The following is a 14,621-nucleotide window of genomic DNA, read 5'->3' on the forward strand; positions in this document are numbered from 1 at the left end:
CAAAACGATTCGTAGCAAGGGGCAGTTATTATTGATGGCGTTCTCTGAAAAAAGATAATGACCTTGTAATTGATGAAAGCAGCGAAAGGAACAAAATGCAAACAAATATGGTGAATCTATTAACCGTCTACAGTGCATCCCTTGGTGAGATATTCAAAAACAAGGCTAGATTGGAATCTCTTTGGCCCGTTATATTTTCGATAGAACAGTTGGGCTATTATCTAATGCCAGCTTGCCTGAACGGCCAGTCCTATCAGAGAGAAAGCTCGCTCATTGCTGTATGTATTCAAAACCATGGCGATAGCGGCAGATAAAGGTCGATCACATACTAATAAAGAAGTGCCTGAAATTGAAGGATATTCAAAAATCCGCCAGGAAATTTTGGACCTTCAAGAAGCGTTTCAGTTTTGCGGAGAAGCAACTGGCTAATCAATCTATTGATTCTAATAAGGGAGTTCATATTTGACTCCCATTCATTTTTTGGGTAATTTCATCGCCTCTGTTAATAGGGTGAAATTGGCAGGATTATAGAAAAGTCTGTAAAAATGCCGGTTTTCATTATAAAATGTACTTACAAACAGAAAGGTGATGAACCATGTCAAACGTTGCTAAATTTCGTGATTTTTTAACTAGTGAGAAAATCTATATGAATGAGTTGAATGAAGATGGCACCACCTTTTTTAGAGCTGAACAAAAGTTAAAGGACGGGTGGAAGGTCCTTTTAGTATTTGCTTTCAATCAAGATGAAAATGTAGCGGACTTATTTTGCTTTAATGTCGCCGAATTGAAGAACCCTGAAAAGAAACAGGATGTACATACACTGCTGAATGAATATAATGCTAATTTTAGGTATTCCAAGCTGTATGAGGAAAATGGGACCATTTCCATTCGGTATTCATACTCCATTGAGGGGGATATCGTACCGGATCTGGCGTTCAGGAAGTTAATCATGCTGCTTGAAACGGCACAGCAGGTTTATCCGCGGTTAATGGAAGTCATTTGGTCTTAAATCAGCATATGGGATGAAAAGTTCTCTGAATCAGGGGACTTTTTAACATTTTTACTAGAGTAAATGAATCTATTAACTTTACAATAGGCTAATTATTAATTTTTTTTAAAAGAACTATTGCAATTTCTCACATTAAACTATATAATTAATTTTGTTGATTGGTAATTCGACAAACTTCTACAAGAATATGCGGGTGTAGTTTAGTGGTAAAACCTCAGCCTTCCAAGCTGATGATGAGGGTTCGATTCCCTTCACCCGCTCCAATACATACTCATAACGTAGGGTTTCGTTACCTGGAGAACGAAGCTTTGCGTTTAAATATTATTACAAGAATTCTACTGTTTACAGTGGGATTTTTTTATTGTCCAAATTGCCTGCATTTTATTGAAGCGGTAATACCGTATATCATACCAAAAACCGGAGTTTTCTATTTTTTGATTATCCTCCATCCGAAAGAGTGGGGATTTCGATGCAGCACAAACTTGTTCAATGTGATTAACTGCGTTAGTAGAATCAGTTTGAATGAGTGTGTGCTTTTTTTTTGTCCAAACTGGCAAGTTGTGTAGTTGAAGTCTGTTTAGCGACTGTTAATGGGGAAGAGCAAGGCGTGCCAGGCTATATAATCATTGTTATGGTTGCAGTTTGGCGACAAAAAGGGATTGGGAGTCCGAATAGTGAGGTGTAGGTCGAAAAAAAGTGCTCCGGCTGAAATCAGCTGAAACGTTTTTCTGGGAAAAAATTGTAGAATGGACTCATCCCGAACCAAGTTTAGGACTAGGTGATCCTTGATGTTTTTTACTGTAATCCTTAATGGATGGAAGAAATTTACGACACTCCTGCCGAATAACTGGCTAGCCGAGACCCCACAGGCGCTTGCGCCGAGGAGGCTTGGCAGACAGTCGGCGGAAAGGGAGCGGATTTCTGAAATAAGCAACTTTTATTAATTTTATTAATTTGACTACAGTCTGTAACCAGTTCGCTTCTTATAATAGAAACAAATCAAAGTGATTATAAATATTATTTGTCATGTGCACTTACCCAAGCTTGTAGTATTGATAAAGAGAGTTGAATATCCTTCATGCTCTTAAATTCCAGGAATCATTTTATCGCCTTTTTTCAGGGGATGGATCGATCGGTTGAATAAAAGGATACCAGCGCACTTTTTTTATTAATTGGAAAAATCATAAAAAGACCCCTTCCGATTGTGGAAAGGATTTATTTCCGTTCAACTTTAATTATCCTTCTACAATCGAGTAAGTCCCTTCACCACCGTGGATTTCAAGGAACATGTCCATCAGGGATTTCGTTAACTGATCTGCTTCCGTGATTGGAGTATTGGGTTGTAAATAAATGATTTGGATGGCTTTTTTCGTTTCTTCGGTGACTTTCGTGCGTTCTGAATCAACGTAAGGACTTCCGAATGCACCATCATGATCGGCTGATGTAATCATATTTTCCATGGAATTCAAGCGGCCGTTTAAACCGTCATAACCATCTGACCCCTCGCCGATCTTAATCGAGATGTCTCCTGATAATTTTTCCGCATCATAAATGCCGATCGGAACTTCATATAATAGCGAGAAGAAGTTATTCAAATCGATGGCTGAATGGATAGGTGTCAAGTAATTCTGTTTTTTTACGCGGCGGTAAAGGGCTTCCACGGAGGGGCGATACCGTGACGGGTTTGTTCCTGCAGCCTTGAAAATCTCCCGCCACACTTTAATGCCGGAAAAGTCGGTCAATTCCTTTTCTTCAAGGTCGAAGAAAAGAGCTTCCTGAAATAGTTGAAGTCTTCCTTTCACCATTTGCGGGGAGGGACCTACTTCGATGTTTTCGTATGTAATGATCCCAACTTTGAATTCAGGGATTTTACTGCTAAGATTAGCTGATACGGTAATTTCCAACCGTTTCACCTCCAAAAATGATTGCAATTAGTTTATCATAGATAGCAATGGTTTGAAATGGATTCAAGCTTCAATGGGAATACTGAATGAACGTAGGTGATAAATATGGATATGAACTTATTCAAGCAAGAAGTGATTTTATATAGTAAGGAAATCGGCATCGATAAAATCGGCTTTACAACGGCTACGGCTTTTACCGAATTGAAAGGGCGGCTGATACGTCAACAGGAACTGGATTATCAGTCAGGGTTTGAAGAAGCCGATATAGAAAAAAGGGTAAGGCCTGAATTGATATTCGATAAACCGCAATCCATCATTTCGATTGCGCTTGCTTATCCTTCGAAATTGAAGGATGCTCCGCAAAGTAAAAAAAGTGAGCGCCGCGGGATCTTTTGCCGGGCTTCTTGGGGAACGGATTATCATACCGTTCTTCGTAATAAATTGCAGCTGCTTGAGGATTTTATTAAAGATAAAGTACCAGGGGCAGTGACGAAATCCATGGTTGATACGGGCGAATTATCAGATAGGGCAGTGGCTGAGCGTGCAGGAATTGGCTGGAGTGCAAAAAACAGTATGATCATCACTCCGGAATTCGGGTCTTATGTATATTTGGGAGACATGATTACCAACCTGCCATTTGAACCGGATCAACCCATGGAAGATCAATGCGGGACATGCAATAAATGTGTCGATGTTTGCCCGACTGGTGCGCTCGTTCAAGGCGGGCAGCTAAATTCCAAGCGTTGCATTGCGTTCTTAACGCAGACAAAAGGTTTCCTTCCGGATGAGTTCAGGACGAAAATAGGTAATCGTTTGTATGGGTGTGATACATGTCAGACCGTTTGTCCGAAAAACAAAGGAATGGATTTTCATTTTCATGAAGAAATGGAACCCGACCCCGAGCTGGCGAAACCGCTGTTGAAACCCCTGCTTACGATTTCAAATCGGGACTTCAAAGAAACATACGGCCATGTATCTGGCTCTTGGCGCGGTAAAAAACCAATCCAACGAAATGCCATTTTAGCATTGGCCCACTTCAAAGATGAAACGGCATTGCCCCAATTGATCCAGGTCATGAGGGATGATCCGCGACCCGTCATCCGGGGGACGGCGGCCTGGGCAGTTGGGAAAATTGGCCGGGAGCAGGCCGTTCCCATTCTGGAAGAAGCACGAATGAAGGAAACGGATGAAGAGGTACTGGCGGAAATTGAGAAAGGACTGCAGTTTACCTTGGAAACAAAATGATAACTAAAATGCAGCCGCCTCGTAAATATAAACGGGGCGGCTTTTTTGCTTAAGATATTCCGGTACCTTTAAGGAAAACCTTTAAAAAAAGTTTCATTATAGTTATAGGATTGAAACTCCCGATTTATGAAGTTGTGTTTTTGTCCATGCCCTTATACATACACATTAGCATAGATGGTAAGAAGGAGGGCATGAACTTGAGGGAACAATTGCAACGCCTTTTACAAGAAAGAGTGGAGTTTTATACTTCCGATGATCTGGATCGGGGTGAAAGGAAGTTACATTTGAAGAAGGAAATGATGAGGAACCGTGCTGCGGAAATTGTTCGGGTGAATGCTGCAGGCAAGGTACATTCGAAGAGAAAGGAAGACAGTGATACAGTTCTGACATATCATGTGCACCTGCAATATTTATTGAAACAGGAGGATTCATTTTATATAGAAGAAGAAATGGAAGAAAGGGAGGCTCGGTTTCGAAATGGGTATATAGTGGATGAACGTGAGCTGTTTCCCAGCTTTGAAACCGAAGAGGCAGCGCCAAAATGTGATCCAGGCGCAAATCGTCTCGCATATAAGTATGATCGAATGAAGGCCGTCCAATATGCCGAGCGTTGGTGGAATGAATTCAATCCGGCTTATTATAAATTCACTGATGATTGTACGAATTACATTTCACAATGTTTACATGCGGGAGGAATACCGATGTGGGGGGCGCCAAACAAAAATAAGGGCTGGTGGATAAGAGGGAAAAGCTGGAGTTACACATGGACGACGGCCCATTCTTTATATCATCTGCTTAAAGCCGGGAATGCCATCAGGACAAAGCAGGTGGAGTCGGCCAAGGAATTGAATTTGGGTGATATCCTCTGCATAGATTTCGAAGGGAACGGACGGTTTGATCATAACTTGATCGTAACGGCGAAGGATCAGGAAGGGATGCCGCTTGTGAATGCCCATACGATGAACAGCCGTCACCGATATTGGACGTATGAGGATTCAACCAGGTATACACCGAACATCGTTTATAAATTTTTTGTGATTTTGGATGGAGGGTGATTGGTTTTTAGTCTTTTTTGTTTAATGCTATAATTAAGGTGAAGTTCAAACTAGAGGTGAAAATGAAGTGTCAATACATGTAGTTTTATATCAACCACAGATTCCAGCAAATACAGGAAATATCGCAAGAACGTGTGCAGGGACGGATACGTCTTTACATCTCATTCGCCCGCTCGGTTTCTCAACGGATGACAAACAGCTCAAACGGGCCGGGCTCGATTACTGGGAGAATGTAAAGATCCATTATTATGATTCGTTAGAAGAGTTTTATGAAAGAAATGCCGGCGGTGAATTTTATTACTTAACGAAATTCGGAGAGCAGCCGCATTCCAGCTTCGATTACAGTGATCAAGACAGTGAGATATACTTTATTTTTGGCCGTGAAACGACGGGTCTTCCGAAAGAGCTGATCCAAGAAAATATGGATCGGTGCCTGCGGATTCCAATGACGGATAAAGTACGTTCCCTTAATCTGTCGAACACGGCTGCCATCTTGGTTTATGAAGCACTGAGACAGCAAAATTACCGTGAATTGGATTTGAAAACAAAAGGTTGAGTTTCATCGATGTCATACTGTCATCGGGGGCATTTCAGCCCCGATGATGGATCCTTTACTTTACATATTCTTTAGGGGTGGGTTCATTGAATAATATTATTGAGAAGATTTTAGATCATCGTTCCATTCGTTCTTTTGAGGACAGGTTATTGTCTGAGGAGCAAATCAATACGATTGTGGAATGTGCCCAAGCGGCATCGACTTCCAGTTATATTCAAGCGTATTCAATCATAGGGGTAACCGATCCGGAAAAGAAAGCCAAGCTTGCTGAACTTGCCGGACCACAATCTTATGTAGAGAAGAATGGGCATCTATTCGTCTTTTGCGCCGATTTATATCGTCAGGATATGGTTTCCGAAATGGAAAACACGGACCTTTCCGAATCGATTGAAAGTACGGAGAAATTCATGGTTGCCTGTATTGACGCTGCTCTCGCGGCTCAAAATGCAGCATTGGCAGCAGAATCGATGGATCTTGGCATTTGCTATATAGGCGGGATCCGCAATAATCTCCCGGAAGTGTCAGCGATTTTGAATATACCGCATCGCGTTATACCATTATTCGCTCTAGTGGTCGGATATCCGAAAAACCGGTCGGATAAAAAGCCGCGTTTGCCGCTTTCCAATATCTATCATGAAAATGGATATCAGGAGGATAAGCAACAGTTCATCGGACAACTTGAAGAGTATAACGAAACGATTTCCAGTTATTATGAGCGACGGACTAAAGGTAAACGAAAAGACACCTGGACCGAGCAAATGGCTGGAATGCTTGGTAAGAAAAGCAGGTTGTACATGAAAGATTACGTTGAGAAACAAGGATTTAAGAAACATTGATGAAATGCCCTATTAGGAATAATATTCTTGCCTTCCCATAAAGGACATCTTTCAAAGTCCTGAGTAAGGGCCAAGCAGTAAAGATCCCGGAAATGTTTCCGGGATCTTTACTGCATTCATTTGTCAGTAGGTATATACAGTTCGGCTCAAAAAATCCTGGCAGAATTTCTTCTTATATCCCCATGAAATTACCATTGACAATATATTTAGATAGAATTATAGTAATTAAGTAATAGATAATGATAATCATTTTCATTTGAGTTTTTACTTACCTATTTTTTAAGTAAATGGAGGTTAAAAAATGGTTCGCCTATATACAGAGAATTTAAATATTGGTTATGGTGAACGTTTAATTGTAAAAGATCTCAGTGTGGAAATTCCAGATAAAAAAATCACAACGATCATCGGTTCAAATGGATGTGGAAAATCCACACTTTTGAAAGCGATCACCAGGATCATTCCAAATCAATCAGGTACGGTTGTTTTAGATGGGGTGAATATCTCAAAAGAAAGCACTAAGATCCTTGCAAGAAAAATGGCCATACTTCCGCAGACACCCGAGAGTGCAAGCGGGTTGACAGTTGGGGAGCTCGTATCATATGGGCGTTTTCCCTATCAAAAAGGTTTTGGGCGCCTGACCCAAAAAGACTATGATGTGATTGATTGGGCACTTGAAGTGACCGGCACGAAAGACTTCAAGTTCCGTCCGGTGGATGCTCTTTCAGGAGGTCAGCGCCAGCGTGTTTGGATTGCCATGGCCCTTGCCCAGGAAACGGAAATCATCTTCCTTGATGAGCCGACCACCTATTTGGATATGGCGCATCAACTGGAAGTTCTAGAATTATTACAGAGGCTGAATGTAGAACAGGGACGTACAATTGTCATGGTTCTTCATGATTTAAACCAAGCTGCTCGCTTTGCCGACTATATCATTGCCTTAAAGGACGGGGAAATAGTCAAAGCGGGGGATTGTGAAGAAGTCATCACACATGAAGTGCTTAAGGAAGTATTCCATATTGATGCGGTAATCGGACGAGATCAACGAACGAACAAACCAATGTGCAGCACATACAATTTATTAAAAGGAGATTTGACAACAAATGAAAAAGATTATGATCCCGTTTATACTGCTGTTAGTGTTAATTATTAGTGCTTGTGGTAACGAGTCAACCGAAAAAGAAAAAAGCTCAGCTTCAAAAAAGGAAAAATCAGGTACCATCACCTATCAATCTGAAAATGGTCCTGTTGAAGTTCCGGCAGATCCTCAGCGTGTTTTAGTACTATCTACTTTCGCGGGTAACGTAATGGCTTTAGATGTTAACCTTGTAGGTGTCGATTCCTGGTCTAAAATGAACCCTAACTTTAAAGAATTAAAAGATGTCGAAGAAGTGACGGACGAAAACCTTGAAAAGATCATCGAGTTGGATCCGGATTTAATCATTGGTTTATCCACGATTAAAAATGTTGATAAATTAAGTGAAATTGCTCCAACAGTAACGTATACATACGGAAAAGTGGACTATTTAACACAGCACGTAGAAATTGGTAAGCTTTTGAATAAAGAAAAAGAAGCCCAAGCTTGGGTGGATGATTTCAAAAAACGGGCAAAAGCAACCGGTGAAGATATTAAAGCCAAAATCGGTGAAGATACAACCGTTTCCGTATTCGAAAAGTTTGACAAACAGTTCTATGTATTTGGCGATAATTGGGGTCGTGGAACGGAAATCCTTTATCAAGAAATGAAGTTGGCCATGCCTGAAAAAGTAAAAGAAGTGGCGTTGAAAGATGGTTACTTTGCTTTATCCTTAGAAGTCCTGGCAGACTATGCCGGTGATTATGTAATTTTGAGTAATAATAAAGACGAGGACAGTTCATTCCAACAAACAGATACGTATAAAAACATTCCTGCTGTTAAAAACAATAAACTATTTGAAGTAAATGCGAAAGAATTCTTCTTCAATGACCCAATAACATTAGATTACCAATTAGACTTCTTTTCCAAGAGTTTTCTTGGAAAATAATAAAGCGAGGGAGAGGGATTCCAATTCCTCTCCTTTTATTCTATAAAAAAGAGATGAGAGAGACAGATGACTAATGAAAATCAACGTTTCATCCCATTTATATATAAACTGATCATAGGGATTGCTGCATTCATAGGCATGTTCATTATTTCAATGGCATTTGGTGCGGCTGATGTTACCGTAAAAGATGTCTGGCAAGCACTGACATCAAATGCTGCCGGTGAAAAGATTTCAATCATTAGGGAAATCCGATTCCCTCGTGAAGTGGGGGCGATTTTTGTTGGTGCAGCGCTTGCCGTTTCTGGTGCCATCATGCAGGGAATGACTAGGAATCCACTTGCTGATCCGGGGTTACTTGGATTGACGGCAGGAGCCAATGCAGGTCTCGCCATTACTTTGGCCTTTATTCCGAATGCTAATAATTTAGGGATCATGATTGCGTGTTTTATAGGTTCCGCTGTGGGGGCAACCATGGTTTTCGGGATCGGTGCGATGAAAAAGGGAGGATTTTCTCCTTTACGGATCGTATTGGCTGGTGCTGCAGTCTCTGCATTCCTATTTGCCGTTTCGCAAGGGGTCGGCATTTATTTCAAAGTATCAAAAGATGTATCGATGTGGACTGCTGGCGGGAATATCGGAACATCATGGGGGCAGCTTCGTGTAATTGTCCCGTTCATATTAATTGGCATCCTGATCTCCCTTATCTTTTCCAGACAGCTCACCATACTTAGCTTAAGTGAAGAGGTGGCGGTAGGATTAGGTCAAAAGACAACACAAATAAAAGCGGTTCTCTTTGTAGTCATCATTCTCCTAGCCGGCGCTGCCGTTGCGCTTGTTGGGAATATGGTATTCATCGGGTTGATGGTCCCCCATATTGTTCGGGCTATCGTGGGTACGGATTATCGTTTCATCCTGCCTATGTCCGCGATTTTGGGAGCCACTTTCATGCTACTTGCCGATACGATCGGCCGTACCATCAATTCACCATATGAAACACCTGTAGTAGCGGTTGTTGCGATGATAGGTTTACCTTTCTTCCTCCTAATCGTGCGTAAAGGAGGTAAAGCATTTTCATGATCCAGTCAGCTTTAGTCAAAAAACAGCGATGGATATTAGGTGCATTATCCGCACTCATTATCATTACGATCATTATTGGAACGTGTTCGGGATATTCGAATCTTTCTTTAGGGCGACTGATTCCAACGCTTTTCGGGCAAGGGACGTTTAAAGAGGAATTCATATTATTTTCCGTCCGATTGCCACGAATCATCATTACCCTTTTAGCAGGCATGGCCCTTGCACTATCGGGAGCCATTCTACAGGGAATCACACGTAATGATTTAGCCGATCCCGGAATCATCGGAATCAACTCAGGAGCAGGTGTTGCCATTGCCGCTTTCTTTCTGTTTTCCCCAATTGATGCAGGTTCGTTTGTTTATATGATCCCGCTTGTCGGTTTTATAGGGGCGTTATTGACGGCCTGTATAATATATATCCTCTCATTTAAGAGAAGGAGTGGCCTTGAACCCGTTCGGTTAGTGTTGATTGGGGTTGGTTTTTCAATGGCACTTTCAGGCCTGATGATTGTCCTCATTTCATCAGCGGAACGAGCAAAAGTCGATTTCATCGCAAAATGGTTGGCGGGAAATATATGGGGCACGGATTGGCCCTTCATTTGGGCAGTTCTTCCATGGTTAATCATCCTCATCCCATTCACTTTATATAAAGCAAATCGTTTGAATCTGCTTGGTTTAAGTGAACCGGTCGCAATCGGGGTCGGTGTATCGATTGAAAAAGAGCGGATCGTATTGCTAATCACAGCTGTAGCACTGGCCGCGGCTGCCGTTTCTGTTACAGGCGGAATTGCATTCATTGGACTCATGTCCCCGCATATAGCTAAATCTATGGTAGGACCTCGAAATCAACTATTCATTCCGGTTGCCATTTTAATCGGTGGATGGCTATTGTTACTTGCCGATACGATAGGCCGTAATATAGTTGAACCCGAGGGGATTCCTGCAGGTATCATAGTTGCATTGATCGGTGCACCTTATTTCATGTATTTATTGTTGAAAAAATAAGATATTGTTAAAATCCCTTGAAATCATTCAGGGGATTTTATGTTTTTTGGTTCTTCCGTAATTTTTTGTTTTAAATCATGTATTATCTATATCTATTTATTTCATCAGGATTCAATCGTTTTGCTTCGAAATAAAATACTTGAATAAACTTTTTTGTATTTACCCGGGTAGGTGTAAGAACTATTTTTGAATCATTTTGCAGTTCTTTCATCTTTTGGCGAACGACTGTGAAATCAAAAAATTTAGAAGCGTAATTTTCAAACTTCGGATTCGAAAAATCCGTTAAACCGAGCGAAGCAAAATGATTTAACGAATGGTTAATCGTTCTGCGTATTCTCTGTTCGGCAGCTTTTATTTCCCGATTGATATCAACCGGCAAAGCTGATGTTCCGAGCTTTTTTTTGGTGATTTCTACAAAGATCTCTTTAAGGGTAGGGAAATGCTGTCCAAAAGTAAAAGTCTGTTCATACATAAATAAATATTGAAGCATTTCGATTAAATCTTTTGCCCCATTTTCTCCCACGATCCCTAATTCCGATAAAAGGAATTCGCCCACCTCCCTTATACTTTTTTCATTAAAATTATTTGATTTATCAACAACTTTTGGCTGCTCAAAATTCAATACACTATTTAAAGAGGCTTGGATATTAGTGATCGATCTTTCTAAATGAATGCGTTCCATAACTTTTCGAATGACTGTTAATATTTCAATACGATTGATTGGTTTAGTAATATAATAATCGATTCCGAGCGAGTATGCCTCACCAATCAACTCCTTGGATTCAACCTGCGAAATCATTATTATTTTCCCGTTAAATGTACTTTTTATATGACGAAGTGTCTCAATGCCATCCCGGATGGGCATTAATAAATCAATAAATAATATATCAATTTGTTTTAAATTCAAAATATGTCCTTCTAATAGACTGCCATCTTCCGCTTCCTCCACCACTTCTCCTAAATCTTCGTTCTCTATAATTTGGCTTAGGTTTGAACGTATGGCACAATCATCATCTGTTATAAAAAAACGCATGGAATCACCCTTTCTGAATCAACTTCTGGATTGGTAACTTTATTGAAAAAACAGCGCCATTAAAACTATTCTCAAACAGGATATCCCCCCCCAGTTCTTTCACGACTTCTTTAACATATGAGAGTCCAATCCCTGTTGAAGGTGTCCCGAACTGATCATATTTTGATGTGAATCCAGGTTTGAATATGACAGTCTGATATTTTTGAGGAATTCCAGGCCCAGTATCAGCAACTTTAAATTCTACATTGTCGCTAATTTCACACAAACTTAAACGGACGATTCCCTTTTCTTTAATTGCTTCCACTGCATTAGCGACTAAATTATTGAAAAGAGATAACACGGTATATACATGATAAGGTGAATCGTTATTTCCATCTAATGAGTATTCAAATTGAATATCCTTTCCTAATGATAAGGCATATTTTTCATTAATTCGGATAATTAAATGAAAAAGTTCAGCAGCATTCATATAATCTTTAAAACTCTCATTGGAGATCAATTTGGAGAGACCAGCAAAAATTCGTTGATTATCTTTCTTGACTTCATGCATTTCACCCGCGATGCGCAATGCTTTTTGACTATATGGCTCTGTAAGATCATGAAGTTGCTTTTCCCGTTTTTCCAGTGCTTTTAATTCGCGATACAAATCATACGATTTCTTTGTAATATTCTCTGCATTTTTTAATGTTTTTTTTAAATGAATCGTTTCCTCGTATAAATTGGAAATGAGCATCAGCATATGTTCATTTTGTTTTCTGATTTGCCTCTCCCTTGATTGTGCTTCATAAAGTTTCATCATATTAAAAAAGCTCAAAACGATAAAACTGTGGCCGAATGCGATCACGATCATCTCATTTAGTGAACCAAACGTAATCGTTGTTTCTAATACAATATATTGAAAGATTAATTCTACGGAGTCGGACAATATTTCAATAATGAGACCAATAAATCCAATAATCAAAGATCTGTTTTGAAAGCGGTTGATTTTCGCAAAATAAAATAGAACGGAATAGGTAAAATAAAAGAAAAAGCTAGGATAATGAGCGTGAAAAGCGGAAATCCAGGAGAAATTATCCTGCATGAAAAAGTCGATTAGAATGCGAAATACCACAACCATTGTTCCTGTCAAGATGCCCGAAAATATGGAAGGTGTTTTTTGTAATAATAGTAAAAAGAAGAAAAATGCAGGCACACCAAAACTTACTCGAAACGTTTCATTGAAAGGATAAAAACTCAATTCGCCTGCTAATGGCACAGTTAACAACATTAAAGCAAGGACATAGACCTCTTTTTTCATTAACGTACTGAGATACAAGTCGTCACCTCCTAATTTGTTTAAAAAATCAGTATACAGTTTCATCGGCTTCAATACAACGCTTACTTTGTTCCTGAATAGAACGGCTTATAATCAATTATGGCAAAACCAATCTGTTTTTCTATCCACAAAAAATGGTAACGGGACATGTGAGATGATTACGTTTTTTAGTGGATTTTTATTTTTTAGATTTTGTAGGTTTTCGTATGATTATGTAGTTCCCGATTTAAGATTAACGGTAGATAGAAATTTTTGAAAGCGCTTAACAATTTTTAGAATATTCATTATTTTTTCATCGAATCTATTACATGTAAGCTTGATGGCATTCGGTAAAACGTTCATATAGAAAATATAATGATACAACAACTGAAGAGGTGGAAGAATGTGATTGAAGAATTGTCGAAAGAGTATGACATTCACGTTAATAGTCAAAGAAAATCCGACTTAGATGAATGGGTAGCACATTACAGATCCTTTGCTATTGAAGGACAAACCGCTAATTATATACCGGCATTGAGAAATGCACATTTATCGCAATTGGGCATTACCATACTGGAGCCGGGTGGAACTATGATCAAGTCAGGGGATTGGGAAGTTCCTTTCACGCTGCAAAGTATTTCAAAAGTGCTTAGCTTTATAGCTGCATGTTTGGGTCGCGGCATTTCTTATGTGTTAGATAGGGTCGATGTGGAACCGACTGGGGATGCTTTCAATTCAATTATTCGTTTAGAAATGCATAAGCCGGGAAAGCCGTTTAATCCTATGATAAATGCTGGGGCGATTACCGTAGCTTCGCTTCTCCCAGGGGATTCTTCACAAAAGAAATTGGGATTTCTCTATGAGCTATTTGAAAATTTGTTAGGGAAGCGCCCGACAATCAATGAGGAAGTGTATCAATCCGAGTGGCAAACCTCTCATAGAAATAGAGCTTTAGCTCACTATTTAAAAGAGACGAATTATTTGGAATCGGAAGTAGAGGAAGCTTTAGAGGTTTACCTCATGCAATGTTCCATAGAAGTAACCACAGAAGACATAGCCCTGCTTGGACTGATTCTTGCTCAAGATGGTTACCACCCCGTTCGTAAAGAACAAGTAATCCCTAAAAAATTGGCTAAGCTGGCCAAAGCATTAATGCTTACTTGCGGTATGTACAATGCTTCGGGGAAATTTGCGGCTTTTATTGGGGTGCCGGCCAAAAGTGGAGTATCTGGCGGGATTATGGCACTAGTTCCTCCAAGTGCCAGAAGCGGAATGCCTTTTCAAGATGGATGTGGCATTGGTATTTATGGACCATCCATCGATGAATATGGGAATAGCGTAGCAGGTAGTTTGTTATTGAAACAAATGGCACAAGAATGGGATTTAAGCATTTTCTGAAATGCAGAAAAATTTGGTTCCGGTGTAATTAATAGAAGAAATAAGGGGACATCCTTAAGATTTCCTCATCAATTTCCAAACTTTTACAAGAGGTGATGTAAATGCAGCAATTACTTTAAGATGTAATTGGACGCACTAGCACAAATCATTAATCCAGTTACTTTTAAACGTAAGGAATAATTTTGGAAA

At 39.9% G+C, this 14,621-nt stretch carries 14 protein-coding genes and 1 tRNA gene; 12 read left to right on the forward strand and 3 right to left on the reverse strand.

The window, feature by feature from the left end; translation table 11 throughout:
* Positions 1 to 273 precede the first annotated feature (273 nt).
* From Q8G36_RS17910 to Q8G36_RS17920, 3 genes are all read left to right on the forward strand, one after another.
* On the forward strand, positions 274 to 429 hold the full coding sequence (locus Q8G36_RS17910; RefSeq protein WP_305162016.1) for a hypothetical protein: 156 nt from the start codon (positions 274 to 276) through the stop codon (positions 427 to 429).
* 166 nt (positions 430 to 595) lie between these two features.
* Positions 596 to 1,009, forward strand: a complete 414-nt coding sequence (locus tag Q8G36_RS17915) for a YbjN domain-containing protein (protein WP_063235961.1) — start codon at positions 596 to 598, stop codon at positions 1,007 to 1,009.
* A gap of 189 nt (positions 1,010 to 1,198) precedes the next feature.
* A tRNA-Gly gene (locus tag Q8G36_RS17920) sits at positions 1,199 to 1,272 on the forward strand.
* 972 nt (positions 1,273 to 2,244) lie between these two features.
* On the opposite strand, the gene Q8G36_RS17925 is transcribed toward Q8G36_RS17920, so the two are convergent.
* Positions 2,245 to 2,913, reverse strand: a complete 669-nt coding sequence (locus tag Q8G36_RS17925) for a B3/B4 domain-containing protein (RefSeq protein WP_305162017.1) — start codon at positions 2,911 to 2,913, stop codon at positions 2,245 to 2,247.
* Between the two features lie 105 nt (positions 2,914 to 3,018).
* Here Q8G36_RS17925 and queG point away from each other — a divergent pair, with 105 nt between their 5' ends.
* From queG to Q8G36_RS17965, 8 genes are all read left to right on the forward strand, one after another.
* Entirely contained in the window at positions 3,019 to 4,158 is a 1,140-nt protein-coding gene (queG, locus tag Q8G36_RS17930) for a tRNA epoxyqueuosine(34) reductase QueG (RefSeq protein WP_305162018.1), read from the forward strand.
* Positions 4,159 to 4,355: 197 nt separating this feature from the next.
* Positions 4,356 to 5,213, forward strand: coding sequence for an amidase domain-containing protein (locus Q8G36_RS17935; RefSeq protein WP_305162019.1), 858 nt, complete (start codon positions 4,356 to 4,358; stop codon positions 5,211 to 5,213).
* A 67-nt stretch (positions 5,214 to 5,280) separates the two neighbouring features.
* A complete protein-coding gene (gene trmL, locus Q8G36_RS17940) occupies positions 5,281 to 5,769 on the forward strand; it encodes a tRNA (uridine(34)/cytosine(34)/5-carboxymethylaminomethyluridine(34)-2'-O)-methyltransferase TrmL (RefSeq protein WP_098370923.1) in 489 nt (162 codons plus the stop codon).
* 86 nt (positions 5,770 to 5,855) lie between these two features.
* Positions 5,856 to 6,605: an oxygen-insensitive NADPH nitroreductase gene (nfsA, locus tag Q8G36_RS17945; RefSeq protein WP_305162020.1), complete on the forward strand. Its 750-nt coding sequence runs from the start codon at positions 5,856 to 5,858 to the stop codon at positions 6,603 to 6,605.
* 301 nt (positions 6,606 to 6,906) lie between these two features.
* Entirely contained in the window at positions 6,907 to 7,755 is an 849-nt protein-coding gene (locus Q8G36_RS17950; protein ID WP_305162021.1) for an ABC transporter ATP-binding protein, read from the forward strand.
* Positions 7,706 to 8,626 (forward strand): iron-hydroxamate ABC transporter substrate-binding protein, encoded by a 921-nt coding sequence (locus Q8G36_RS17955; protein WP_305162022.1) that lies wholly within the window; start codon positions 7,706 to 7,708, stop codon positions 8,624 to 8,626. Before Q8G36_RS17950 ends, Q8G36_RS17955 begins: the two co-directional genes overlap by 50 nt.
* A gap of 66 nt (positions 8,627 to 8,692) precedes the next feature.
* Positions 8,693 to 9,703 (forward strand): FecCD family ABC transporter permease, encoded by a 1,011-nt coding sequence (locus Q8G36_RS17960; protein WP_305162023.1) that lies wholly within the window; start codon positions 8,693 to 8,695, stop codon positions 9,701 to 9,703.
* Positions 9,700 to 10,707: a FecCD family ABC transporter permease gene (locus Q8G36_RS17965; RefSeq protein ID WP_305162024.1), complete on the forward strand. Its 1,008-nt coding sequence runs from the start codon at positions 9,700 to 9,702 to the stop codon at positions 10,705 to 10,707. Before Q8G36_RS17960 ends, Q8G36_RS17965 begins: the two co-directional genes overlap by 4 nt.
* Positions 10,708 to 10,789: 82 nt before the next feature.
* Here the strand turns inward: Q8G36_RS17965 and Q8G36_RS17970 are convergent, their stop codons facing one another.
* Positions 10,790 to 11,740: a response regulator gene (locus tag Q8G36_RS17970; RefSeq protein WP_305162025.1), complete on the reverse strand. Its 951-nt coding sequence runs from the start codon at positions 11,738 to 11,740 to the stop codon at positions 10,790 to 10,792.
* A 4-nt stretch (positions 11,741 to 11,744) separates the two neighbouring features.
* Positions 11,745 to 13,007, reverse strand: a complete 1,263-nt coding sequence (locus tag Q8G36_RS17975) for a sensor histidine kinase (RefSeq protein ID WP_305162043.1) — start codon at positions 13,005 to 13,007, stop codon at positions 11,745 to 11,747.
* A gap of 435 nt (positions 13,008 to 13,442) precedes the next feature.
* On the opposite strand from Q8G36_RS17975, the gene Q8G36_RS17980 reads away from it, so the two are divergent.
* Positions 13,443 to 14,432: a glutaminase gene (locus Q8G36_RS17980; RefSeq protein WP_305162044.1), complete on the forward strand. Its 990-nt coding sequence runs from the start codon at positions 13,443 to 13,445 to the stop codon at positions 14,430 to 14,432.
* The last annotated feature ends 189 nt before the right edge of the window (positions 14,433 to 14,621 follow it).

This window comes from Peribacillus frigoritolerans (assembly GCF_030676415.1).
GTDB lineage: Bacteria > Bacillota > Bacilli > Bacillales > DSM-1321 > Peribacillus > Peribacillus frigoritolerans_A.